Annotated in this window: 16 protein-coding genes and 2 tRNA genes; 5 read left to right on the forward strand and 13 right to left on the reverse strand. The window is 39.7% G+C overall.

Features of this window, described 5'->3' with window-relative positions:
• Nucleotides 1-44: 44 nt before the first annotated feature.
• The 9 genes from BVH04_RS13840 to BVH04_RS13875 form a co-directional block, all read right to left on the reverse strand.
• Nucleotides 45-605: a 1-acyl-sn-glycerol-3-phosphate acyltransferase gene (locus BVH04_RS13840; protein ID WP_086542067.1), complete on the reverse strand. Its 561-nt coding sequence runs from the start codon at nucleotides 603-605 to the stop codon at nucleotides 45-47.
• Complete coding sequence (locus BVH04_RS13845) at nucleotides 602-1,405, reverse strand: patatin-like phospholipase family protein (protein WP_086542068.1); 804 nt, start codon at nucleotides 1,403-1,405, stop codon at nucleotides 602-604. Before BVH04_RS13845 ends, BVH04_RS13840 begins: the two co-directional genes overlap by 4 nt.
• Nucleotides 1,395-2,234, reverse strand: a complete 840-nt coding sequence (locus BVH04_RS13850; protein WP_086542069.1) for an MBL fold metallo-hydrolase — start codon at nucleotides 2,232-2,234, stop codon at nucleotides 1,395-1,397. The genes BVH04_RS13845 and BVH04_RS13850 overlap by 11 nt, the downstream gene beginning before the upstream one ends.
• Before the next feature lie 51 nt (nucleotides 2,235-2,285).
• Nucleotides 2,286-3,233: an acetyl-CoA carboxylase carboxyltransferase subunit alpha gene (locus BVH04_RS25160; protein WP_140160590.1), complete on the reverse strand. Its 948-nt coding sequence runs from the start codon at nucleotides 3,231-3,233 to the stop codon at nucleotides 2,286-2,288.
• Nucleotides 3,234-3,375: 142 nt separating this feature from the next.
• Nucleotides 3,376-3,449 (reverse strand) — tRNA-Asp (locus BVH04_RS13855).
• A gap of 47 nt (nucleotides 3,450-3,496) precedes the next feature.
• Nucleotides 3,497-3,570 (reverse strand) — tRNA-Asp (locus BVH04_RS13860).
• 211 nt (nucleotides 3,571-3,781) lie between these two features.
• A complete protein-coding gene (locus tag BVH04_RS13865; RefSeq protein WP_086542070.1) occupies nucleotides 3,782-7,333 on the reverse strand; it encodes a PAS domain-containing hybrid sensor histidine kinase/response regulator in 3,552 nt (1,183 codons plus the stop codon).
• 308 nt (nucleotides 7,334-7,641) lie between these two features.
• Nucleotides 7,642-8,649, reverse strand: a complete 1,008-nt coding sequence (gene galE, locus BVH04_RS13870) for a UDP-glucose 4-epimerase GalE (RefSeq protein WP_086542071.1) — start codon at nucleotides 8,647-8,649, stop codon at nucleotides 7,642-7,644.
• A gap of 159 nt (nucleotides 8,650-8,808) precedes the next feature.
• Entirely contained in the window at nucleotides 8,809-11,886 is a 3,078-nt protein-coding gene (locus tag BVH04_RS13875; RefSeq protein ID WP_240510928.1) for a PKD domain-containing protein, read from the reverse strand.
• A gap of 192 nt (nucleotides 11,887-12,078) precedes the next feature.
• On the opposite strand from BVH04_RS13875, the gene BVH04_RS13880 reads away from it, so the two are divergent.
• From BVH04_RS13880 to BVH04_RS13895, 4 genes are all read left to right on the forward strand, one after another.
• On the forward strand, nucleotides 12,079-13,698 hold the full coding sequence (locus tag BVH04_RS13880) for an ABC-F family ATP-binding cassette domain-containing protein (protein ID WP_086542073.1): 1,620 nt from the start codon (nucleotides 12,079-12,081) through the stop codon (nucleotides 13,696-13,698).
• A 10-nt stretch (nucleotides 13,699-13,708) separates the two neighbouring features.
• Nucleotides 13,709-15,106 (forward strand): sodium:solute symporter family protein, encoded by a 1,398-nt coding sequence (locus BVH04_RS13885; protein ID WP_086542074.1) that lies wholly within the window; start codon nucleotides 13,709-13,711, stop codon nucleotides 15,104-15,106.
• Nucleotides 15,093-16,274 carry a class I SAM-dependent rRNA methyltransferase gene (locus BVH04_RS13890; RefSeq protein ID WP_086542075.1) on the forward strand — a complete coding sequence of 394 codons (1,182 nt, stop codon included), beginning with the start codon at nucleotides 15,093-15,095 and terminating at the stop codon, nucleotides 16,272-16,274. The genes BVH04_RS13885 and BVH04_RS13890 overlap by 14 nt, the downstream gene beginning before the upstream one ends.
• Nucleotides 16,275-16,480: 206 nt before the next feature.
• Complete coding sequence (locus tag BVH04_RS13895; RefSeq protein WP_086542076.1) at nucleotides 16,481-16,915, forward strand: hypothetical protein; 435 nt, start codon at nucleotides 16,481-16,483, stop codon at nucleotides 16,913-16,915.
• A gap of 822 nt (nucleotides 16,916-17,737) precedes the next feature.
• On the opposite strand, the gene BVH04_RS13900 is transcribed toward BVH04_RS13895, so the two are convergent.
• The 4 genes from BVH04_RS13900 to BVH04_RS13915 form a co-directional block, all read right to left on the reverse strand.
• A complete protein-coding gene (locus BVH04_RS13900; RefSeq protein WP_086542077.1) occupies nucleotides 17,738-19,315 on the reverse strand; it encodes an NAD(P)/FAD-dependent oxidoreductase in 1,578 nt (525 codons plus the stop codon).
• A 350-nt stretch (nucleotides 19,316-19,665) separates the two neighbouring features.
• Nucleotides 19,666-21,576 carry a polysaccharide biosynthesis protein gene (locus BVH04_RS13905; protein WP_086542078.1) on the reverse strand — a complete coding sequence of 637 codons (1,911 nt, stop codon included), beginning with the start codon at nucleotides 21,574-21,576 and terminating at the stop codon, nucleotides 19,666-19,668.
• Nucleotides 21,577-22,258: 682 nt separating this feature from the next.
• Nucleotides 22,259-22,873: a sugar transferase gene (locus tag BVH04_RS13910; protein ID WP_086542079.1), complete on the reverse strand. Its 615-nt coding sequence runs from the start codon at nucleotides 22,871-22,873 to the stop codon at nucleotides 22,259-22,261.
• The gene (locus BVH04_RS13915; RefSeq protein WP_086542080.1) at nucleotides 22,874-24,013 is read right to left on the reverse strand and encodes a DegT/DnrJ/EryC1/StrS family aminotransferase; all 1,140 of its coding nucleotides are present in this window, start codon (nucleotides 24,011-24,013) and stop codon (nucleotides 22,874-22,876) included.
• A 719-nt stretch (nucleotides 24,014-24,732) separates the two neighbouring features.
• On the opposite strand from BVH04_RS13915, the gene BVH04_RS13920 reads away from it, so the two are divergent.
• Nucleotides 24,733-25,443, forward strand: coding sequence for a sugar transferase (locus BVH04_RS13920; RefSeq protein ID WP_240510929.1), 711 nt, complete (start codon nucleotides 24,733-24,735; stop codon nucleotides 25,441-25,443).
• Nucleotides 25,444-25,738: the final 295 nt, after the last annotated feature.

Consider the following 25,738-nt stretch of genomic DNA (forward strand, 5'->3'; position numbering starts at 1 on the left):
GATCTTGATAGGTTATAAAAAATGTTAAGGTGGAAAAAGTACCACTACAGTATCCCCTTCTCAGGATGTCTTCCAGTTACAGTTCTGCCAAATACTTTTAGCTCTTCAATCTGCTCATCCATATTTCCATCAGGATAGATGCATGGACCGATACCAGCCTCCTTTTTCTTGTAATCAAGATAACCAACTACTATTGGAACGTTTGCTCCAAGAGCGATGTGGTAAAATCCTGACTTCCATTTTTTTACCTGACTTCTAGTTCCTTCTGGAGTCACCATGATGACGAGCTCATCTCGCTGATTAAGCATAGATACCATAGACTCGGAATAGGTTTGTTTTCTACCTCCCGGGGCCCGCTTTCTATCAATAGCAATTGCTCCAAGTCCTTTTAGCAACCAACCTAATGGGCCTATCATCACTTCTTTCTTAATCGTAAAACGCACGGGAATATCCATAAGAAAAAATGCTGCTCTCGCATACAGGATATCCCAGTTGGATGTATGGGGAATAGCGATAAGAACGGCCTTCTTTAATCCCCTGGGCCAATTGTCATTCAAAGACCAGCCTGAAACCCAAAACACAATACGTGACAAAAACTTCATCATACTTTACTGGTTTTATCACTTTTCACGGCCAACTCTAAAATAGAAGGGTTTTCCTCTATAAAATTCATTGTGTGATCGTAGCCTACGCCAAATAGTTCGGAAGCCTTTTTAATATCGAAAACACCATATCTCCCCAGCCCAGGAGGCTCGATAAAATAGTCGCATTTAGACTTCCTGCTGTACACATTATAGTTCATTGCCATGATTACTGATCTCTCAATCAGTTTTTTCATGTTACTGATATTTGTTTCTTCTGGTAGCTGATTGCAATTCACCCCGATCACATAATCACATGTGCCATCCAGCGGCTCCACTGGAAGATTATTCAGCACACCACCATCTACAAGATATCTGTCACCTATGACTATAGGATCAAACATCCCAGGAATACAAGATGAAGCCATAATTGGCCGGATCAACTCCCCTTCTGAATAGTATCTAACTTTACCTTTTTTGATATCGGTAGCTGCTACAGTAAGAGGAATCTGAAGCTTCGCAAAATCATTATGATCAAGATAGAGCTTGAATAAATTTCCAACAGAATCCATTTTCAGAAACCCAGTCAAAGAAATCGCTGGGCGCAAAAATTTGAAATAATTCGTTTCAACAATGATTTTAAGGATTTCTTCAGGCGTATAACCTTGGCAAAACATGGCTCCAACTATGGCTCCAGCTGAAGTGCCAGAAACCTTCGTGGGATGGACACCAGACTCGGTCAGCGCTTTCAATACTCCCAAATGAGCAATTCCACGAACTCCTCCACCCGAAAGTGCGATACCTATTTTAAGATTAGATTTCATCAAGTCTGAATGTTTGATCCAAACGAACTCCTTTGTCAGTCATTTTGAGAGTGCAACACTCATTTTGGGGATCATGCTCAAGGAATAAAACATACTCTTCCCTTGCTGCTTCCTCCAAAAACTTAGCCTTTTCGTCCATCGTAAGGAGTGGACGAGTGTCGTAGCCCATCACATATGGTAGAGGAATATGACCGACTGATGGCAGTAAATCCGCCACAAAAACAACTGTTCTCCCCTTGTATTGAATCTTTGGAAGCATTTGCTTATCGGTATGCCCATCTGCGGTGATAAATTCAAAACCCGGAAGGAAAGACTTCTGAGCCAAATCTAAGTAACCCATTTGACCCAACTCCTGCATCGGAAGAATATTCTCCTCAAGAAACGATGCTTTTTCACGAGGATTAGGTACAGTCGCCCATTGCCAATGGTCCTTATTTGACCAATAAGTAGCTCTTGGGAAAGTCATCTCATATTGTCCATGCGAGCCATACTTCACTCCGCCTCCACAGTGATCAAAATGCAAATGAGTAAGAAAGTTGTCTGTGATTTGATGAGGACTGACACCAAGTTTTCTCAGACTTTTCTCCAAAGAATCATTTCCATGAAGGTATAAATGGGAGAAAAATTTAGCATCCTGCTTATCTCCAATACCATTGTCAATCAATACTATTCTATTGCCATCAACTGCGAGAAGTGATCTCATAGCCCAAGTACAAAGGTTATTCTCGTCAGCCTGATTAGTCCTGGACCAAAGTGTCTTTGGCACCACGCCAAACATGGCTCCTCCGTCTAATTTGAAAAATCCGGTGTTGACTACGTGTAATTCCATGATTTGAAAGAAAAATCCCGGACTTTGTAAGAAATCCGGGCTTGAAATATTTTACTCTACTACTACACCCATCGAACAAAACTTATCGATGCGTTGATCAATTCTTTTCTCTGGTTTGATTTTATCTAATTCCTTCAGGGCTTTTAGAATAGTTTCTTTCAGTGTGATTGCCATTTTCTTCATATCTCTATGTGCTCCGCCAAGTGGCTCTGGGATAATACCATCTACCAATCCATTGCCTTTCATATCTATTGCAGTCAACTTCAATGATTCAGCAGCCTGCTCCTTGTAATCCCAACTTCTCCAAAGGATAGTGGAACAGTTCTCAGGAGAAATAACAGAGTACCAAGAGTTTTCCAGCATCAGTACTCGATCTCCGATTGCAATGCCTAAAGCACCACCTGAAGCTCCTTCACCGATGATGATGCAGATCACAGGTACTTTCAGCATGAACATTTCTTTGATGTTGCGGGCAATCGCTTCTCCTTGACCTCTTTCTTCTGCTTCCAAACCTGGAAATGCACCCGGAGTATCTATCAATGTAACTATAGGCTTACCGAACTTCTCCGCCATTTTCATAAGGCGAAGTGCCTTTCTGTAGCCTTCAGGATTAGCCATCCCAAAATTCCTCATCTGACGCTGTTTGGTATTTCTACCTTTTTGCTGTCCAATAAACATGACTGATCGACCGTCTAGATCTCCCAGACCACCTACCATTGCCTTGTCATCTGCAACATTTCTGTCTCCATGCAGTTCGACAAAATCATTTGTCATCTCATAGATATAATCTAGCGAATAAGGTCTATCAGCGTGCCGAGAAAGCTGAACACGCTGCCAGCGGGTCAGATTTTGAAAAGTTTCTTTTTTCAAAGCAAGAATTTTATCTTCAAGAGATTCAATATCTGAACTTAAATCGATTTTTCTGCCGATAGCCAACTCCTTCATTTCCTGAAGTTTCTGTTCTAAATCGGCTATAGGTTTTTCGAATTCTAATACCATTCTGGTGATTTTTGGGAAATTCAAAGATAAGCATATACCCTTGGGAATTAAAATTTTTAATGCGTAACCTAATGTATTTAATAACGAAGAATATAAGAATAACTGAAAACAAAAAAGTCCCGAATTTCTTCGGGACTTTATGCGGAATGGACGGGACTCGAACCCGCGACCTCCTGCGTGACAGGCAGGCATTCTAACCAGCTGAACTACCACTCCAATATTTTAAACGTCACTAATTGATGAACTTTCTCATCATCTCAAAGCGGAATGGACGGGACTCGAACCCGCGACCTCCTGCGTGACAGGCAGGCATTCTAACCAGCTGAACTACCACTCCGTTTAATTCAAAATCGTGTTTGTATCTGATTTCTCTTCAACTACCCCGTTTTTGAGTGATGCAAAGGTATGTTTTAGATTTGTTATTGCAAAAGTAGATTCAAAATTTTGCGCTATTAATTCGTATGAACTTCTATTTCAACGAGATATTTTTTTGAAAACGATACATCACTGACATATTTGTAATGTTCGTATGCTTCAAAAATGGCCAATTAGGATTCCCTTGTCTCTATGATCTTTAACACAAGACCTATCTCTTCCTCTATATCTTGATAAAGAGCATTCATTTGACGCATGTCATATGTATCCAAATGCTCAAACTCATTTGCCATCTTGGCAAGCCTTTTCATCCCTGAAGAGATGGCTGTTCCATAGAGTTTATGCCCTGCTTCGTTGATTTGAGTTAGTTCTTTCTCCTGAATTACTTCCTTCAATGACACCAATGAGCTTCTCAACTCAGATTTCACAATAATCAAAATCTCCTTCAAAACCTCTGGATCGTGATCTGTATAGTTCTCCAACTTAGCTGGATTATAATGAAGATCCACTTCAGAACTTTTTTCATCGTCGTTTGAATTCATACATGTAGAATCCGGATCAAGCCATTTATTTAAGATCATTTCAATTGTCTCCTGCACTACTGGCTTCACCACAAAATCATCCATTCCCGCAGCCAGGCATTTATCACGTTCTCCTTTCACATTTCCAGCTGTAAATGCAATGATTGGAACATGTTTGTCTTTTTCTAGCATTCTGATTCTTTTGGTAGCTTCATACCCATTCATTTTAGGCATTTGAACATCCATCAGGATAATATCAGGGAGCTGTTTTTGGCAGTACTCCAGCGCTTCAAGACCATTGGCTGTTTGAATTACAGTGGCATTCGGAGCTATTTTTTTAATGATAGTCTTCGCCAAAAGCATATTTACCAGATTATCCTCAGCTACGAGCACTACAAATTCTTTGACAGAATCTTGAGTCTGCTCTGCCAATGAATGCATCTCTTTATAGGCATCTGCTGTGTAAAGTCTAGAGAGTGTCTGATAAAAATCTTTAATCTTAATTGGCTTAATTAACCTATGTTTTACATGTAATTTTCGGCAGCTTTCGATGATTTTCTGATCATCTGAAGAACTGTGAAGCAACATAATCGGCTCCTGCTCACCCCAGGAAGAAAATGTCTCTCTTATCTTCCGTATAGTCTCAAGTCCATCCATAAAAGGCATATGATAATCCATCAGGATCACGTCAAAATGCTTTCCGGTTGCCAAGAGTTGGAGTGCTTCAAAACCATTTGATGCTTCTGTAGATTGAATGTTTTTCAAGAGCAACATTTGTTTGACAATCAATCTGTTATTTTCATTATCATCAACTATCAATACACTCTTTACTCGATCCATTTCAAACCAATTTATTGGTTCGCCTTGTTCAGTTTTTAACCTGACATCAAAGTAAAACGTACTGCCTTCTCCCGGTGCACTTGTCAAAGAAAGTTGACTATTCATCAGCCTAAGAAGGCTATTTGAAATCGTCAAACCCAATCCTGTCCCTCCATATTTTTTGGTGGTAGAGCTGTCTTCTTGGGAAAATGCCTCGAATATTTTTGACTGTTTTTCAGGTTTAATTCCAACACCTGTATCGCGTACAGCAAAACGGATTTTATGATAATCCCCCTCCGCCTCCAGTGTTTCTACTTTCAATTCTATCTCCCCACTTTCGGTAAACTTGGAAGCATTTCCCAAGAGGTTTACAAGAATTTGCTTCAGCCGAACCGAATCTGCATTTACAAACCTCGGCAGATCTGTTGCTATGTTAAGCAACATTTCCAGCCCTTTATTTTGAATCTGATAAGTAATAATGTCAGTAGCTTGAGCACACATCTCATACAGGTCGCATTTGTCGATATCCAGCTCCAGACGACCCGCTTCTATTTTTGAAAAATCAAGTATATCATTGATAATACTCAGTAGCGCATTTCCGGACTGGTTGACGATAGAAAGGTATTGATGCTGCGTTTCATTAAGAGTTGTTTTCAGAACGAGATCTGTAAAACCTATTACTCCATTCAACGGGGTACGGATCTCATGACTCATATTTGCCAAAAACTCCGACTTGGCAACACTGGCTTCCTCAGCTTTTAGTTTAGTTTTTACCAGCTCTAATTGCGCCTTTTTCTGTACATCTATATCTTGAAATGTCCCAAAGACTCTGACACATTTCGCTTCACTAAATTCTACTTTTCCAATTGATCTAACCCACAATTCATTTCCTTTAGCAGTAATCAGCTGCAACTCCAAATCCCATCCTTCTCCAGTACTTATAGCTCTGTCTAATGCCAACGTAATTTTCTCCCTGCTCTTACCCTCCTTATAAAAATCAATCGCGGAAGTAGCGTCAGGCTCAAAATCGTCAGGCACCTCATGAATAATTTTTGTCATCGGAGTCCATTTAAGCTCCTGTGCTCTTAGGTCTAGATTCCAGCCACCCACTCTTGCAACTTTCCCAGTTTCTTCCAGCATCACTCTAGCCTGAGATAATTCTTCCTCCAGTTTGACCCGCGATGAAATATCTATCCCATTTCCGATCACATAATCCCCTTCCCCACAAGGATCACTTTCCAGGACATTATTGAACATCCATATCAACAGCGAACCGTCCTTGTGACTAGTGATCATCTGACCACTTGCTTTGCCTTCACTTTTGACAACCAGAAGATACTGATCTATCAAAGGATGACGATGCTCAGGAACGATATCATATAGACTTCTACCTACCATCTGCTCTGAAGTATATCCCAATTTTTCGGCTCCGGCCTCATTTACAGAAAGAAAAACGCCATGCAAATCATGTGTACACATTAAGCCTTGAGAGTTTTCAAAAAAAGCTCTAAGCCTTCCTTCACTTTTCGCCAATTGCTGTTCCTTAATTTTGGCATCCGTTGTATCTCGGCCTATGCAATAGATATTTCCGGATGTAGGTTCTGGTGTGGCTATCCAGTCCAGGCTTTTATAGGATCCATCCTGACAATTTAATCTATGGGAAAATTCTATGGAGATCTCTCCCTGTTTTAATTTTTCCAGTTTTCGACGAGAATTTTTAATATCATCTGGATGTATTAATTCAAAAAAAGAACGGGAAAGCAACGTTTCATTAGTCCATCCAAGCAAATGGGTGAAAGACGGACTTACTTTTTTAAAATAACCGTCTGTCCCGGCTATGCAAATCAAGTCATTTGATATATTAAAAAATTTCTCTGCAGTACTGAATTCGGCAATCAACTTACGCTCTTGGATGACGATCAATGCTTCACTGCCTAGCAATTGGAGCGCTGTTGTACTCTTTTCTTCTAGCGAAATCGCATTGCTTCCCAACACAAAAAGGCAACCTACCCATTCGCCTTGTTTATCAAGTAGAGGCAGACCTACAAAGGATTTGATCTCATTAATGGAAAACTCCCTAAAAATTTTTTCTGTTAGCGGCAGTGTGGTAATATCTTCGCAGCTAATTAATGAATTGCTACCGAAGGTTTGCTCTTTAAAAAAACAAGCTAGCCCATTGCTTACCAAACTAATTCCCACCTGCGCCTGAAATCCTTCTTTGGAAGAATCCTCAAAAAGGATAAGAGATTTTGAGGTACCACAAACAATAGAACTTAACTGGCAGATTCTATATAGAGAAATATCCTGAATAGGATCGAGATTTTGATACTTATGAACCGACAATTGAACTGATTTACTTATTTCCTTAACGGAATTAATATTCATAACTAAGCTTTGATTATAAAATAGCAATCAGAATCTTACTTGAATCTGCTTCAATTTGTCTTTAAATTATGACTCTTTGAGTACAATCAAAGAAAAATAGTACGAATAAAAACTTTTCTTCCATCCACTGAAATACAAATTTAAAATCCTAATACAGCTAAATACCTTAAAACGTCTGTTGAATAGCAGATTCCGATTTTCATTTGCATTTCAATATTTAAAATAAAACAACTCTCTCGATGGGTTTATAGCCATCAAGAGAGCCTAAATTCTAACTCTAGAATTTATTTTTTTTTTTGCTCTTTACATTATAATGTCTTCTGCCAATTCCAGCTATCTCTCAGAGAATCTTCGAGCGAATAACTTGGGCTCCAGTTGAGCACTGAATTGATTTTAGTAGTATCAGCCCAGATCTTCACTATGTCGCCAGGCCTCCTAGCTCCGATTTCGAAGTTGACTTTTACGCGGTTGACTTTTTCAAAGGTCCTTATCACCTCTAAAACTGTGTTTCCATTTCCAGTACCAACATTGAATACATCGTAGAAATCATCCTTCTGCTCTGCCAAGTAAGCTAAGGCCTTCACATGAGCGTCAGCTAAGTCCATTACATGAATAAAATCACGAACACATGAACCGTCTGCCGTATCGTAGTCATCACCGAAAACAGTAAGCTTCTCTCGTATTCCAGCAGCAGTTTGGGTCACGAAAGGAACCAAGTTAGCAGGAGTACCAATCGGCAACTCTCCGATTTTGCCACTGGGATGCGCTCCAACAGGGTTGAAATAGCGCAAAGAAATCACTCGGATTCCAACTTGGCTTTTCACGAAATCCACTAAAATATCCTCACAAATTTTCTTGGTATTCCCATATGGGCTCTCCGCTTCCTGTCTAGGAGTAGCTTCTGTCACTGGCAATAATTCCGGCTGACCATAAACTGTGCATGAAGAAGAAAAAACCAAATCCTTAATTTGATTTGACTTCATAAAATCAAGAATTGTCAATAAGGAGCCTAAGTTATTCTGGTAATATTTTAAAGGCTGCATGGTACTTTCTCCTACAGCTTTGAAAGCTGCAAAATGAATAACACCTTCGATTTCATGCTCAGAAGCAACTTGATCCAGAAGACTTCGATCACTACAATCTCCCTTATAAAAAGTAAGTCTTCTGCCGATAATCTCCTCCAGTCTATCTAGCACTTTGGAATCCGAGTTTGACAAATCATCAATGATGATTGGTTCAAAACCTGATTTCACTAATTCAACTGCAGTATGAGATCCTATATATCCGGCGCCTCCTGTGATTAAAATCTTTTTCATTAGGGTATAAAAGTTTGCTTAGGCAAAACTATCCAAATGCATGGATTATAGAATTTTTTTCTTCGAAGAGTTAGTGAAAAATCTACCAATTGGAAAGCCATGAGAAATTGTCCAGACCAACACAGTTCTAATCATAGAGACTGCCTCCTGTTTATCTAGCTACCTAATTAGGACAAAACTTCCGCGTTTTTCCACTTTCTGCATCACTCCATCAAGAGGAAATGAATACTGCATCAGGAAGGTGTAAGTTCCTTGTGTGGCATTCACTCCATTTACCAAGCCATCCCAACCTTCCGCTCCGGTGTATATCAGCTGTCCCCATCTGTTATAAACCCAGAGGGTAAAATTGATATCACAATTGGAAACGCCCTGAAAAACTCCTTCATCCTGCATTGGATTATATCCAGTCGGCATTCTTACTTCTGGAGCCTTTTCTGACACCAGTCCGGACCCTAGACTCACGCAGCCAGAAGCATCTAAAACTGAAATGGTGTAAGTGCCTTTTGACAAACCAGTAAGTGCATTGGCAGAAGCATTTCCCTCCTGCCAGTTATATATATAGGGAGCCTTTCCGCCTGTAGGAAACGCAAATAATTCACCGTTGCTACCTCCAGGACAGGCTGGTTTCGTCAATCTCACATCCACGTCCAAAGCTGGTGGAGAGTTGATTTCGAAAGAAATCGGAATAGAACAACCTTGCTGATCGACTACAGAAAGGTCATAAACCCCTTGAGGTACATCAGATAAATTCAACTGACCTGAAAATACTTTCTCACCATCCAACTCTAAGGTATAAGGAGCCGTCCCACCAGTCACAAACAATTCCAATATTCCATCCTTTTTGCCATAGCAGCTTACAGGTGCCACATTGATAGAAATAACCTCAAGCAGATTAGGCTCGGTGATTTCCAAGTTGTCTAGTACCCTCTCACAGCCTAATTGATCCACCACAGTTACTGAATAGGTTCCTACAAGCAAATTTTCCACAGTTGCAGAATTCAAACCTGGATCATGAGACCAGGTAAACTCAAATGGAGCGACTCCACCTTGTATATTAAGAGCTAGCCTCCCATTAACATCCCCAAAGCATTTGACATTCTCAATGATCTCAATACTTACAACAAATTCCTCTGCCACTGTTACGACCAAAGCTTCTGAAGTTCCTTCGCAAGATTGATCAATTAGGCTGTAGATCGTATAGCTCACAGTCCCTACTATTCCTGGCATATCCCAACTGACTTCTACCATATTTTGATCTTCACCAGAAATAACTTCACCACCTGTCACCACCCAATTATACCCACGTCCTTCTGGAGAGATTGGTGCTTCATAGAAATGAGTAGTGAGCGGATCAAAGCACACATCTTGGTTTCCAATAGGATCTTCAGCGTCAAGTTTAAGGTTAATGACCACATTAATAGAAACAGGTTCTACTAAACATCCATTCGTACCTATTGGTGTGGCTGTGATTTTAGCATTTGGATTAGAAGGACCCCAATTGACCAAAACTGAGTCTCCATAATTTTCAACTATAGTCCCACCCTCCACCTCAAAACTTACAGACTTTATGTTCTCTTGAGAACCGAGTTTATATACTAGTTCCTCTATATCCGGACATACTGATTGTGGTCCGATAAGCTCTGCTTTCGACTCCAACACTTCGACCTGAAACGTCTCTTCTTCCTGCTGATCGCATGTATTGGGACTGATCGAAGCAGTAACCGTAACATCATATATTCCAGGCTTGTCAAATGTATGAGTTACTTCCTGCCCTTCTTGAAGAATAGATCCATCGCCAAAATCCCATGTAAAATAAGTAAAAACATCACTCTCAGGTGTAATACTCCAATTTCCTTGCTGATCAAGACACGCTACACGATCGCCATCCACTTCAAAAGCATACTCAGCCTTAATTTCAAAATTCAAATTATCCAAAGCTGCACCTACCGCGTACCCGTAAGACTCCAAGTATCCGAAACCATAAACATATGCTATAAAACCCTCTGGATTAGTCAACTGATGTACTCCTTGGGAAATACTAAGTCGGGCAAAATAAAACGAAGAATTTCCCGGAACCTGTGAAAAGGAAGTCCCAATATTTCTTCCGTCCAAAATAGTATTGGATTGCGCTCCAGCGGGAACAAGAATAGTGACATAATTCACTTGTATAGACTGCAATGAGAGAGCAGAAAACTTCACATCCACTAGCAACTGCTCATTTGGACTGTAAGTGATCATAAATGGATCACCCTGATCATAATTTGGGTCGCCTATTCGGTTGCACCCCTGACTTTTAGAAAATACTGTGACCGATGAAGGTTTAGAGGTTGTTATTGAAGCTGTTTCATTCACATCAAAATCCAAACTCAAAAATTCAGCACTATTTATCGTTCCTCTTCTTGTACCATTTACAAACACATCTGTACCGTCTTCAGATGCAAGCACTTTCACCAATTCACCTGATGTCCTTCCTTCTAGCGCAATATGTATAAATGATTGCCCCCAAGTGGTTATTGGATAAGCTTGCTGAAATAGGTTGTCATTTGCACCTCCGCAATTCCCCACCGAAGTCCATTTATTTCCGCCGAAGACTGCTATTTTCTTACATGAATTAGCATCGTCTCCAATCACACTGACTCTAGATCCGGTAAGGTCATATCTCTCTTTGATCTGGTAGCTTTGACCCCGATCCAAGGTTATGGTGAATGGTGAGGAATTAGCCCTACTCTTCGTGATTTCTATTTGTGTATTATCCTCAGTAGCAATCACAAGTAGCGTGCTTTCATTATCGATATTACCATCATACGCCACTGGAGCTGTGAGTCTTTCGAAATGAGAGGTTACCAAATAGTCTTTACCGAGGGCTACTAATGGCAGTACCACCGTTCCATCAGCACTTCTGATCCGTTCATTAAAAGCATACACCGACAAATCACCCGAGGAACTGATATAAACCCCTTTGTTTTCAACCCTATCAGAAAATCTATGGAGCAGATCGCTAGTCTGCGAATCAACGATCAAATTATATCGCTCCCCTTTGCTTAATGAGCCACTTCTGGACTGTCCAAGATATTCTATGGTAAATGTAGCATCTTCAAAGGCAGTAATTTCCAAGACTGCTCTATCTGATGCGCCTGGGAGAATACGGTTATTTTCCATAAACCCTACCCAAAACTCTTTCCCGATCGTAGAGATTTGTCCATAAGATGCCAATACAACAAAATGTAGCAATAGCATTATTGAAAAAATACGGTAAAACTTCTTCATCCTGAACTTGAAAACACAATAATTACCCAATATAGGCAACAGATAAAAATAAAGCACCCTGTCCAGCAAAAAGGGTATTCTCTTATTCCAAAAGCTTTCAAAACCCCCAGTCTTAAAATATAAAATTCCTATCTTTGCGCCTCAAAAAAGAAGAACAAACGGATGATCTCAGTAGATAACTTATCACTTAAATTTGGCAAACGAACACTTTTCGACGAAGTTTCCCTGAAATTCAACCCTGGCAATTGCTATGGTGTGATCGGGGCTAACGGCGCAGGAAAGTCAACTTTTTTGAAAATCCTTTCCGGCGAAATGGATAGTACCAGTGGTGGCATCAGTATCACTCCAGGTCAGCGTATGGCTGTTTTGAGCCAAAATCACTTCGGTTTTGATGAAGTGGATGTACTGAAAACGGTTCTAATGGGGCATAAGACGCTTTATGCTATCATGGAGGAAAAAGATGCCGTCTACATGAAGGAGGATTTCTCCGAAGAAGACGGCTTGCGCGCTTCTCAATTGGAAGCTGATTTTGCAGAGATAGATGGCTGGAATGCCGAGTCTGATGCGGCTGCCCTACTCTCCGGATTGGGAATCACCGAAGACCTGCATTACATGCAAATGAAAGATCTTGCGGGTAATCAGAAAGTCCGGGTATTGCTAGCTCAGGCACTTTTTGGAAATCCTGATATATTGATTCTCGATGAGCCTACCAATGATTTGGATGCGGCTACCATCGAATGGCTGGAGAATTTCTTGCTTGATTTCAAAAACTTGGTGATCGTGGTTTCTCACGATAGACATTTCCTCGATTCAGTTTCTACGCACATTGTTGATATTGATTTCGGGAAAATAAAAATCTACTCTGGTAACTACACCTTCTGGTACGAGTCTTCTCAGCTTGCTTTGAAGCAGCGTTCTGATTCCAACAAGAAGGCTGAGGACAAAAGAAAGGAATTGCAGGCGTTTATCGACCGATTCTCCGCCAACGTCGCCAAGTCTAAGCAGGCAACCGCCCGTAAGAAAATGATCGAAAAGCTGAACATCGATGAGATAGAGCCTTCGATGAGGAAATACCCGGGCATCATTTTCAAACCAGAAAGAGAAGCCGGAGATCAGATTTTCATGACTGAAAATCTTGAACTGAAAGCGGATGGCGTGACTTACTTCACCGATGTCAATCTGATGGTGGATAAAGGCGACAAAATTGCTTTTATCTCTAAAACCAAACAGGCAGTCAATAAATTCTTCCAAGTAATAATGGAGGAAATTCCATCGACAAAAGGAAGTCAAAAATGGGGAGTTACTATCAACAAGGCTTACCTGCCAAACGATAACTCAGAATATTTCAAAACTGACATTTCCCTGATCGATTGGCTAAGACAGTTTTCTGGAAATCAGGAGGAAGCTTATGTAAGAACCTTCTTAGGAAGAATGCTCTTCACAGGTGAGGAATCACTGAAGAAATGTTCTGTACTTTCCGGAGGTGAAAAAGTACGTTGCATGGTCTCCAAGATGATGCTTCAGAACCCAAACCTTCTGGTAATGGATGAGCCTACAAATCACCTGGATTTGGAATCGATCACTGCATTCAACAACGCAATAATTGAATTCACCGGAACGGTATTGATGTCATCTTATGATTACACATTTGTACAATCCTCTGCAAACAGAATTGTAGAATTCACTCCAAACGGGACGATCGACAGAAGAATGCCATATGAAGCTTACTTGGAAAGTGAGGAAGTCAAAGCATTGAGGGAGAAAATGTACCCAAAATCTTAACTTCGGATCGTTGCTACTCACCGCAATAATCATTTATTTGGCGATCACAATCGCCATTGGAGCTTGGGCTTCAAAATTCGTAAAGGGATCGAATGACTTTGTTTTAGCAGGTCGTTCGCTCCCTTTATTTCTTTCAGCTTCAGCTTTATTTGCTACCTGGTTTGGGTCAGAGACCATTTTTGGAGCATCTTCAGTTTATTTGGAAGAAGGACTACAAGGTGTGATAGAAGATCCTTTTGGCGGAGCACTCTGTTTGGTGCTTTTTGGAATGTTTTATCTCCGCCCCATGTACCGCATGGGAGTGCTCACCATCGGAGATGTTTTTAAGAGAATTTATGGCAGTAAAGTAGAATTCCTGTCCACCATTTTTATGGTTCCGGTTTTCTTTGGATATGTAGCCGCTCAGTTGGTTGCGCTGAGCCTAATCTTGGGAACAGTCACTGGGCTGAGTATCACAGAAGGCATAGTAATAGCTGCCAGCATCGTCGTTATTTATACTTTTCTCGGTGGAATGTGGGCTATATCGATTACAGATTTTATCCAGACTATAATGATTGTTCTTGGGCTGATCGTAGTGTCAGTACTGGTGACAAAGGAAGCAGGTGGAATCGGAGTTATTCTGGTCTCTGCACCTGCGGAAAGTTTCCAGTTCTTTCCTGATCCCGGTTTCAATTCATGGATTAATTATTTCGGCGCTTGGGTGATTCTGGGATTGGGAAGTATTCCCAGTCAGGATATTTACCAGCGGGTGATGTCTTCCAAATCAGAGAAGGTAGCTGTTCAATCCACTTACTTGGCGGGTGGTTTTTACCTCACTTTCGGACTTTTACCGCTTTTTATTGCGCTTGGCGCAAAGGCGCTGTACCCAGAACTTTACTTGGAAAACCAACAAATGCTCTTGCCTTCAATGGTTCTGGCCCATGGCGGATTACCAGTGCAAATCATATTTTTTGGTGCATTGATTTCTGCTATTATGAGTACGGCAAGTTCGGGAGTATTGGCACCAGCGGCTTTGATTTCCGAAAACTTAATCAAGCCACTATTTAAAGAGAAACTAACTGATCGTCATCTTCTTTGGATCTTGCGGATCAGTGTTCTTGCGGTAGCCATTATATCAGTGTTTATGGCACTTCAAGATTCCAATATCTATGAACTGGTGGCAGGAGCATCCATCCTATTGCTGGTTTCACTTTTCATCCCACTCACTACTGGATTGTACTGGAAAAAGTCTTCAAAAGTCGGTGCAATTTTATCCATGAGCCTAGGTATGCTTACCTATTTGATCATTGACAATTTTGAGCCAGAAATTTCTTCTCACATTTACGGATTGCTTGCAAGTGCCATTGCTATGATGGTTGGTAGCTTGCTTTTCCCAAACAAACCACAAGTCACTTATGAACTATCCTAAAATCATCCTCAAACACGGAAAAGAGATTTCTCTAAAAAGGAGGCACCACTGGGTATTCTCTGGAGCTATTTTCCATAAAGACGCTGATCTTGAAAGCGGGCAAGTTGTGTCTGTTTTCTCTTCAAAAGACGAGTTTTTGGGGATTGGCCATTTTGCTGAAGGCTCCATTATGGTGCGCATCATTTCCTTTGAAGAACGGGAAATTGATCAGGTGTTTTGGAATGAGAAAATAGCTTCAGCACTTTCATTAAGAAAAAGCCTCGGACTTGCTGACAATAAAGAAACTAACGTATATCGATTGATTCATGGTGAAGGCGATTTACTACCTGGATTGATTGTCGATTTCTATAATGGTACTGCAGTCATTCAAGCACATCAAATTGGAATGCATGCACATTTGAAGGAAATAGCTCAGGCTATCAAGGCCGCTTATGGAGATCAACTATCAGGTGTGTACGATAAAAGCGCAGAGACTTTGCCAAAGAATCTGGGTATCACTTCGAATGAATGGATTCTCGGTGAGCCGAAAACTGACCTTGTCCAAGAATATGGAGCCACTTATAAAATCGACTGGGAAAAGGGACAGAAAACTGGCTTTTTCATCGATCAGCGGGAGAACAGAAAATTGCTTGCCTCCTATTCCAAGGGCAAAAAAGTATTAAATACCTTTTGTTACTCTGGCGGTTTTTCAGTCCTTGCTTTGAAAGAAGGAGCAGCGGAAGTACATTCAGTAGACATTTCTCCAAAGGCAATAGAACTCACCGAGGAAAACATACAACTCAATTCAGAAATCAAAGGAAAACATGAATCCAAAGTTGCCGATGTGGTGAAATACATCCGTGAGATTGGAGATGATTACGATGTGATCGTGTTAGATCCGCCAGCTTTTGCCAAAAATCTAAAGGCAAGACACAATGCCGTCCAAGCTTACAAGCGATTGAATCTTGAAGCCTTGAAGAAAATCAAATCAGGTGGAATACTCTTTACTTTCTCTTGTAGCCAAGTGGTGGACAAAGCGCTTTTCCGAAATACCGTCACCGCTGCAGCATTAGAATGTGGTAGAAAAGTGAAAATCCTGCATCAAGTAACTCAGCCCGCTGATCATCCCATCAATATCTTTCATCCCGAAACTGAATACCTAAAAGGCTTAGTGCTTTTTATAGAGTAAAATCAGGGGTTCTATCGGCAATTCAACTATTTTAGCTAAGTCAATTTTGCCCAATTTGTAATTCAGATTTTAGTCTGCTGTAACCAGAAAAGAATGAGAGGTTAGGTTAATACTTTCGATGAAGTAACTTCGGACTTCCGTCATCGGTCATCCCGCCAATGAATTAATAAAATATTAAAAATTACTGAAACTCATCTAATCAAATTATGTACACAGGAATTCAACATTTACACTCAGGTATCGCTTATCTCGCATTGCTCGCTTTGGTAGTGGTAATTATTTACATGCTTATCGGATCTCTTTCAGGAAGAGAGTTTACCGAAAAAGACCGAAAAATAGGCTTGATCGCATTTATTATTTCCCACATCCAATTACTAGTTGGCCTGATCCTTTACTTTATCAGCCCGTTAGGCTTGGAAATGTTGAAATCTGGCTCTGCAATGTCTGATCCAGCAGCTAGACTGATGGCGTTAGAGCATCCGCTGATTAATATAATTGCCATAGTGCTGATAAGTATTGGCTATATCCGAGCGAAAAAGCCAGGTGCTTCTCGTGCTAGATTCAGAAGCATCTATATGATGTATGCGATAGGACTTGTTCTTATTCTTAGCCGAATTCCTTGGTCAACTTGGATAGGGTAAATCAAAAAGAAGTTATATAAGGAGTAAGGGGTAGCATGTCAAGTGCTACCCCTTCCTGTTTTAAGTCAATCTCTAAACTTTGCCACCGCTAGTCGCATCACAATGGTCAATTAATCCTTAAACTTTTAACCTGGTAATTTAACAGCTTCAACTCTGAAATCCTTCATCTTTTAGCCACCGCTCGTCGCATTACGAGGATCAATTAATCCTTAAACTTTTAACCTTTAACCTGGTGATTCAACAGCTTCAACTCTTAAATCCTTCATCTTTTAGCCCCCGCTCGTCGCATCAAGAGGGTCATTTAATCCTTAGACTTTTAACCTTTAACCTAATAATTCAACAGCTTCAACTCTGAAATCCTTAATCTTTTAGCCACCGCTCGTCGCATCAAGAGGGTCATTTAATCCTTAAACTTTTAACCTTTAACCTTGTGATTCAACAGCTTCAACTCTGAAATCCTTCATCTTTTAGCCACATCTTGTCGCATCACAATGGTCAATTAATCCTTAAACTTTTAACCTTGTAATTCAACAGCTTCAACTCTGAAATCCTTCATCTTTTAGCCACCGCTTGTCGCATCACGAGGATCAATTAATCCTTAAACTTTTAACCTTTAACCTTGTAATTCAACAGCTTCAACTCTGAAATCTTTACACTTTTAACTTTTTACTCTATGTCAGGAATTTGTAATTATACAGCTAATTTCGACACAGTTCGTGTCGCCCCAAGCAAGCCAACTAATTCTTTGGCCGCGAAGAGGCTCTGGATATTCTACCTGTACGGGCGAATAATTATTCGCCCCTACTAATACTCTCCTATAAATCACTTCACATAAGCTTCAATCAAACGCTCGGCACATCTTTCACCATCCATGGCTGCTGAAACAATCCCTCCAGCATATCCAGCCCCTTCTCCACATGGATAAAGTCGCTTGATCTGTATATGCTCAAAAGAATCACGATCGCGGGGAATTCGAACTGGTGAAGAAGTTCTGCTTTCCAGTCCTATCAACTGAGCGTCGTTCGTATAGTAGCCTTTCATTTTTTGACCAAAAGCCTTAAAAGCCGTTGCAAGACGTTCTGAAATAAAATCAGGCAACACACCCCTCATTTCCACTGAATTGAGACCTGGTTGATAAGAGGTATCGAGCAAACTTGAGCTGAATCTTTTTTCTACAAAATCTACCATTCGCTGAGCTGGAGCCACTTGCGTGCTACCTCCAGCTATCCAAGCTTTTTTCTCCACATCTGCCTGAAACTCCATTGCTGCCAAAGGGCCGAATTTTTGATATTCAGGCAAATCTTCCAACTCCACCGAGGCTACTATTCCAGAGTTGGCAAACTTCCCATCACGGCGACTCGGACTCATTCCATTCACCACTAATTCTCCTGGAGTGGTAGCTGCAGGAACGATAAATCCACCAGGACACATACAAAAACTAAAAACCCCTCTCTGTTTCTTTTTATATTCAGTTTGATGAACTAATGAATAAGCTGAGGCTGGGAGATATGGACCACGATCCAACCCGCAATGATATTGAATACTATCGATCAGATTCTGACTATGCTCAATTCTAACGCCTAGCGCAAAGGGTTTTGCCTCAATAGTAATCTCCTTTTTGTGTAGCAAATGAAAAATATCCCTAGCAGAGTGCCCTGTTGCCAGTATTACTCCCATTCCCGTGATTTTATCTCCTGTCTGGGTTACCACCCCTTTGATTTCATTTCCTTCCAAAAGAAAATCTTCCACGCGGGTTTCAAACAAGACTTCACCGCCAAACTTCTTGATACTTTCCCGTAGGTCTTCAACTAGTTTGGGGAGTTTGTTTGTACCAATATGAGGATGCGCATCCACTAGTATCTCTTCCGTAGCGCCGTGAGCCACAAGAATCTCCATGATTCTTCGAATATCTCCGCGCTTTTTAGACCGGGTATAAAGTTTCCCATCGGAATAAGTACCTGCTCCACCTTCCCCAAAACAGTAATTGGAATCTGGATTTACTATATGATTTTTATTGATTGCTGCCACATCTCGACGGCGAGCTCTCACATCCTTGCCTCGCTCGATCACAATCGGCTTCACACCCAACTCTATAGCTCGAAGTGCCGCAAAAAGTCCTGCTGGCCCAGCTCCTACAATAATGATTGGATCTTCATTCGCTACATTCTTATATTTGGGCTGATGATCAAGAAGCGCCGGAGGAGTTTCTTTGACAAAAAGCTCAGCCTGAACATTCACTTTTACATTTCTTCCCCTTGCATCTATCGACCGCTTCACCTGTCTGGCAAAAATATCGCTTGAATCTGCCGGAAGTCCAGCTTTCTTTAGTACTACTTCCTGAAAAACAGCAGGGTCATAAGCCTCTTCAGGGCTCAATTGTAAGTTGAATTCTTGCTTCATAGTGTAAGGTATTTATCCTTAAAATCAGGAGACAAAGATAGGGGATTAAAAAGTATTGAATTGCAGTTGGCTGTTGGCAGATTTCAGTCGGCAGTCGACAACTGTCAGTAGTCAGTAGACAGTTTTCAGTGATCAGGTGCTTTATACAATAACCCCTTTAATCCAATTAACCCCACAAACCAAAGTTTTCATTTGTCCGTTGGTAGTTGACGACAGTTTTTAGTAATCAGGTGCTTTAAACATTAACCCTTTAAATCCTAAATATTTAATCCGATTACCCCTTTAATTAACAGTTTTCAATTGGCAGTAGAAAGATTTTAAGCCGAACGTGGAAAATTAACAGTGAACCACTAATTCAACCTATCCAACACTCCAAATCTTGATGAGTTGGAGATGAATTCAGGCACTATTACTTTCAGGTGTGAAACCAATTCGTTTTCAGAATTTTTGGTTACCATCTCTATAAACAATTCGATTTGACCGTTTATTTTATTATAAGAGGAAGGCAGTACCTGAGCAATTTTAATCTTAGGATGGTGAGTGATTTTGACAGTTTCAAAATCATTTAGCAGCTCTTCATAAAGCTTCTCCCCTTCTCTCAATCCTGAGACAACCACCTTAATATCTTCATCTACTTTTTTTCCTGAAAGCTGAATCATCTTGATTGCCAAATCAAGAATTTTTATTGGTTCTCCCATATCAAAGACAAAAATCTCTCCGCCCTCACCCATAATACCTGCTTCCAAAACTAATTGACAAGCTTCTGGAATAGTCATGAAATATCGGGTGATCTCTGGATGAGTCACTGTAATAGGCCCGCCATGCAAAATCTGCTTTTTGAATAGAGGTATTACCGATCCATTTGAGTCTAGTACATTTCCAAAACGGGTAGTAATGAACTTAGTATGAAAGCTTTTGTGATTCGTTTCAAGATATTCATTCAATGCTTGCACATACATTTCAGCAGCTCTTTTACTCGCTCCCATTACATTTGTAGGATTCACTGATTTATCTGTTGACACAAAAACAAATTTGTCTACTTTAGCGAAAGCAGAAATATCGGCTAATATTTTAGTGCCTAATATATTGGATTGAATGGCTTCTTCAGGATATTTTTCCATCATTGGCACATGCTTATAAGCAGCTGCGTGGAATACTACTTGAGGTTTGTAAGCTTTGAAAACTTCCTTCACCTTCTTCATGTTCCGGATATCGCCTAGAACAATTTTTATTGGGCAAAAAGCATGATTTTCCTTAAACTCCTGCTCCACATCGTACAAAGCTGATTCTGCAATGTCAAATAGTATAAGAAGCTTTGGATCATAATGACTGATTTGCCTGCAAAGCTCAGAACCTATAGATCCCGCAGCTCCTGTTACTAGAATCACTTTCCCCTCCAAGTCCTGATGAATTCTAGGGTTATCCAGAAAAATCTGCTCACGACTAAGTAAATCCTCAATTTTCACTTCCCGAATTGCTCCAGCTGACAAGCCTCCATTAATCCATTGATCTACAGGAGGAACTATGGAAACTGAGATTTTCAAACGGAGGCATTCATCAGTTATTTCATTTTTCCGCGTTACTGCAAGATCTCTTACGGCGATAATCAACTCAGTGACCCCAAATTTCTCGGCCAACTTCTCTAGATCGCCAAGTCCCTTGTAGATTCGCTTACCAAGAATATGTTTACCTTCTTTCTTGGGATCATCATCCAAAAAAGCAACAATATTGAAAAGACTTTTGCTGTCGCGCACAATTGCCTCTTTCGTAATAATTCCAGCTTCACCTGCCCCAAAGATCACCCCGTTCTTAGATGATTTCACCACACCTTCATTTTTGAAATAAACAAAAAGCTCCTTAACCATTAATCTATAAAAAATCAATAAGACCAAAGAGAACACACTGGCAATAATCAATATGGAGGTGGGTAGAATAAAACGGTCATATAAAATATTCCCCCTAAAAAAAATCAATATACAAATTACACCAAAGTTAATGAAAATGGATTTAAATATATTCAGCCCATCCCTAAATCCAGTGTGACGAACTATTCCTTCTTGGCTGTTAGTAGCTTGAAGGACTGAAATTCCTATAACCATAAAAACGGCGCTCCCTAAAGCAAAATCATTATCTTGAATCTCAAGCCACTCGAAATTAAACCGAACCAAAAAAGCGAAAAAGGCTGAAGAAAACAAAATACAGGCATCAATGACTGCAATTACCCATCTTGGAAGTATCGTTAGTTTGGTGAAAAAACTCATAGCATAAATATATCTAAATTGTAATAGAGTTAGATATCCTTAACAGAGAATATATTCAATATGTTATAGTTTGATGAAAGACCAAAAAAATATAAGCGTATTCATTTCACACAGAAATGCGTTTCAAACATCAATATATATCCAAAAAAATATACGCCTACACGAAATGGCTTAATTATTAAAATGAGTATTCGCTTTATTGCATGTTCCGGAATAAAGCGAAATCTTGATTTGAAATCGGATCAAAATCTCCCTTTCTTAAAGGGGGTAAGGCGGATTTTAGCAAGCAAATAAGTATTCAATTTGGCAACGAGCAGGATTACCAATACTCATAATTATTAATGTGACTGTTTGCAATGTAGGGTGTACCGTAATAATATTTGGATTTTGCTTTAGAAAATCCCACTAGCCCTCCGCCGCGGTGGAAGGAATTGTCGAATTTGCACTTCAAACATTTATTCAAAGAACATACGTTCAAGATCGTGGATAATCAGAATTATCCATCAAAATCTAGGTGTAAAAAACTGAAATATAAATGAGAAGGTGAGGGTTTTTATGACTTCAAACAAAAAACTTAACCAATAAACCTTCAATTTTAAGTGGTCAGTTTTAGCGCCATGGTTCCCTCTTTACCGATCATGTCCCTACAGCGCTTTAAGCATTAATCTTATACAAACAACGCTTAACCCTTTGTACTGCCTTCAAATCTCTCCACGCTTGCATGTCCCTGCTGAGTGATTCCTTTGCCAAGCATTACATTGAACAAGGTTTGAAAAAGAATTCGAAGATCTAATAGGAAGTTTAAATTATCTACATACCAAACATCAAACTTTAGCTTTGCATCCCAAGAAACAGCATTTCTGCCGTTTACCTGCGCCCAGCCTGTCACTCCAGGTTTGACTTCATGTCTCCTTGCTTGTTCATCAGAATAAAGCATTATGTAATCAACTAATAATGGTCTGGGGCCAACTAGACTCATGTCACCTTTGAGGACATTGATTAATTGAGGAATTTCGTCTAAAGAAGTCTTCCGTACCAATCTACCGAAACTAGTAATTCGCTCTGAGTCAGATAAAAGATCACCATCCCCATTTACCATATCTGACATTGTTTTGAATTTCAAAATCTGAAATGGAATGTTTCCTCTGCCTGGACGAGACTGATAAAAGAATGGCGCTCCTCTGTGGTGAATGCTTAAAGCAACCAGCAAAAGAAAGAATATAGGCATAAGTATTACAAACATCAAAAAAGCAAGAATTAAATCTATTCCTCTTTTGATCAAATTACGATAACTCACTTATTTGAATGTTTTGCTAAGTTCTTCATGGATTACTTCTACTATCATCTCTTGGGCTTGAAGCGTTAAATCAGCGGAACTTGGAAGACAAAGTCCTTCTTCAAATAGCCTTTCTGCCAAGCTTCCTCCATAGTATGGCATCATAGTGAAAACGGGTTGCATATGCAGCGGTTTCCACAAAAATCTACTTTCAACTCCCTTTTTCATTAAGGCTGTTTTCAATTGGTCATTAGAAAAACCTGTCTTCTCTTTATCCACCAAAATACAAGTAAGCCAATAATTTGAGATTGATTTATTCGACTCAGGTTGAAACTCAATACCTGGAAAATCATTTAGCAATGTCCTATACCTCTGATTTACCAATCTTCTTCCTTTAATAAAGAAATCCAACTGCTCCAGCTGCGCAAGTCCCACTGCAGCCGAAAGATTATTCATTTTGTAATTATAGCCAATTTCCAAGTGGTGGTAGAAAGGCCGGTCTTCTTTTGCCTGAGTGGACAATAATTTTGCACGTTGAATAATTGCCATGTCATTTGAAATCAATGCTCCCCCACCCCCAGCAGTGATGATTTTATTTCCATTGAAGGAAAAAATACCGATGGTTCCAAATGTTCCACATTCTTTACTCTGATATTTACTGCCAATTGCCTCAGCTGCGTCCTCCAAAACAGGTATTTGATACTTTGCGGAGATTTCTAAGATCTCTTTCATTTTAGCAGGCATTCCAAACAAGTGAACAATTACAATAGCTTTTGGTTTTTTGCCTTTGGATATCCTACTTAGGATTGTGTCCTCTAAAATCTCCGGACAAATATTCCATGTATCCTTTTCACTATCTACAAAAATCGGAGTCGCACCCAAATAAACTATAGGGTTGGCTGAAGCACAAAAAGTAAAGGACTGGCAGATTACTTCATCTCCAAGCCCAATCCCCAAAAGTACCATCCCAAGATGCAAAGCTGATGTACCCGAATTTAAAGCAACGGTTTCATGAGTATGTAGCCTTTTAGAAAGTTTGCTTTCAAACTTATCGATAAATTGACCAGAAGTCGCAATATGCCCAGAGCTTATCGCCTGTTGAGTGTAGAAATTTTCGTTACCGTTAAATACTGGAAATGATAATGGAATTTGAGAGGCCATTTTAATATTATTGCTAAGACTGTAAAATGTGCTATGCAGAAATCAAATATAGCTAAGTGATTAAATATTTTGTAATAACGGCATTAATAAGTTAAAGAAATATTTTTCTTCAACTTGAAGTGATTAAACCTACCTTATATTTTTTCTCATTTATCTTTTAAAGATCTTAAACCACTCATTTACAATACCTTACAATAATTTAATATTTTCAGTTATATCATTGACTGTTATTTTATATGGTCAATAAATTAGGATAAACATTAATTAGGATAAACACTAAAATTAGAGGGTTGGTGATTAATACATGAAGTCAAATTGTATGCATAATGTACAAATAATTAATATCGAAGAGCATTTTTAGATATTTGAAAATATATTAAAAAAATATGTGACTATACAGAATCTTGCCAGTAGAAAATTTATAGGATCGAAGATCCAAAGACACATTGAATTCTGGTTTACTCCGGTCTTCGGTCATCGGTCTTCCAACCCGTTGACCTGAGAGAATTCGCTTACTGGCAGAAAAGCGTACATACAGAAAAAAATATAATCTAATCACTTATAGCATATATCAGTATTCGTGGGTTATTTGCTTTGGTGAAATCCAAAAAAAACTAAAATCTTGGTAGATCAACACAGACTAAAAAATTATGTTCCTTTGAAAAAATTGGAATTATAGTGATCTTTACAACCAGTTTAAACCTACAAGGTATTCACTTTTGAAGCTCACATCAGACCCAAATATCCAATCAAATAAGGAAAGTATTGATATCAATTCAAACTTTCTACTGCCTCAAGGACAAGAGGATATTTTGGTTTCCAATAAGCTAAACTGGTACAACTTGAGCATAAAACGCTTCATTGATCTTTTTTGCTCTATTGGACTGATGATAGTGATAGGATGGTGGCTTTTCCCTATTGTTGCTATTTTAATCAAACTCGATTCGCCAGGACCAATTTTCTATACCCAGAAGCGAGGTGGGATTTACAACTCAGTTTTCAACTGTTATAAATTTCGCTCAATGGCCATCAATAAACAGGAGGATTTGAAGCAAGCAACCAGGAATGATCCCAGGGTAACGAAAATCGGAAGAATCTTAAGGAAAACGAGCATAGATGAATTACCTCAGGTATTCAATGTGATCTATGGAAACATGTCCCTAGTAGGCCCCAGACCACTTATCCTATCGCAAAATGAAGAAAATGCCAAAAACATTGACGGCTATAAGAACAGACATTTGGTAAAGCCAGGAATAACGGGATTAGCTCAGGCAAAAGGCTATAGAGGAGAAACCGAGCTTTCAAATTCCACCTACTTCAGATACAAATTGGATATGTATTATATCAAAAATTGGAGTGTTTTTTTTGATCTAAAACTTATCTATATGACCGCCAAAACCATTTTTGCCGGGGACGAAAACGCTTATTAATAAGCACTTTTCCTCTCCCCTTGTACACAACCATAATTCAGTGGCCGAGCGCAGCCGAGGCCGTTTGGCAAACCAAAGACTTCTGGCCATTCTGAATAACGGATCATAAATAGACTGAATTTTAGGCGATTTGATATCCGTTAGCTTACGAAGTTGTAGATTCCGATGATCTTGACCACCAATCCGGTCATCCTGACCACCCTTTCAAAAGGGCGTTTCAGTTACCGTTTTAGTGGCAATTAAAGTTATTGTTTTTTTCTCATTGATTCTCCTTTTAGCTCGATCCTGTGTGCTG

Origin of the sequence: Algoriphagus antarcticus (assembly GCF_002150685.1) — a bacterium.
Taxonomy (GTDB): Bacteria; Bacteroidota; Bacteroidia; order Cytophagales; family Cyclobacteriaceae; genus Algoriphagus; species Algoriphagus antarcticus.

Bases quoted from the DNA above. Each gene is read 5' to 3' on its own strand.
- BVH04_RS13875 (WP_240510928.1), bottom strand. From the start codon at position 11,886: ATGCTATTGCTACATTTTGTTGTATTGGCATCTTATGGACAAATCTCT.
- BVH04_RS13915 (WP_086542080.1), bottom strand. From the start codon at position 24,013: ATGGCCTCTCAAATTCCATTATCATTTCCAGTATTTAACGGTAACGAA.
- galE (WP_086542071.1), bottom strand. From the start codon at position 8,649: ATGAAAAAGATTTTAATCACAGGAGGCGCCGGATATATAGGATCTCAT.
- BVH04_RS13850 (WP_086542069.1), bottom strand. From the start codon at position 2,234: ATGGAATTACACGTAGTCAACACCGGATTTTTCAAATTAGACGGAGGA.
- BVH04_RS13900 (WP_086542077.1), bottom strand. From the start codon at position 19,315: ATGAAGCAAGAATTCAACTTACAATTGAGCCCTGAAGAGGCTTATGAC.
- BVH04_RS13845 (WP_086542068.1), bottom strand. From the start codon at position 1,405: ATGAAATCTAATCTTAAAATAGGTATCGCACTTTCGGGTGGAGGAGTT.
- BVH04_RS13880 (WP_086542073.1), top strand. From the start codon at position 12,079: ATGATCTCAGTAGATAACTTATCACTTAAATTTGGCAAACGAACACTT.
- BVH04_RS13895 (WP_086542076.1), top strand. From the start codon at position 16,481: ATGTACACAGGAATTCAACATTTACACTCAGGTATCGCTTATCTCGCA.
- BVH04_RS25160 (WP_140160590.1), bottom strand. From the start codon at position 3,233: ATGGTATTAGAATTCGAAAAACCTATAGCCGATTTAGAACAGAAACTT.
- BVH04_RS13890 (WP_086542075.1), top strand. From the start codon at position 15,093: ATGAACTATCCTAAAATCATCCTCAAACACGGAAAAGAGATTTCTCTA.
- BVH04_RS13840 (WP_086542067.1), bottom strand. From the start codon at position 605: ATGATGAAGTTTTTGTCACGTATTGTGTTTTGGGTTTCAGGCTGGTCT.
- BVH04_RS13905 (WP_086542078.1), bottom strand. From the start codon at position 21,576: ATGAGTTTTTTCACCAAACTAACGATACTTCCAAGATGGGTAATTGCA.
- BVH04_RS13865 (WP_086542070.1), bottom strand. From the start codon at position 7,333: ATGAATATTAATTCCGTTAAGGAAATAAGTAAATCAGTTCAATTGTCG.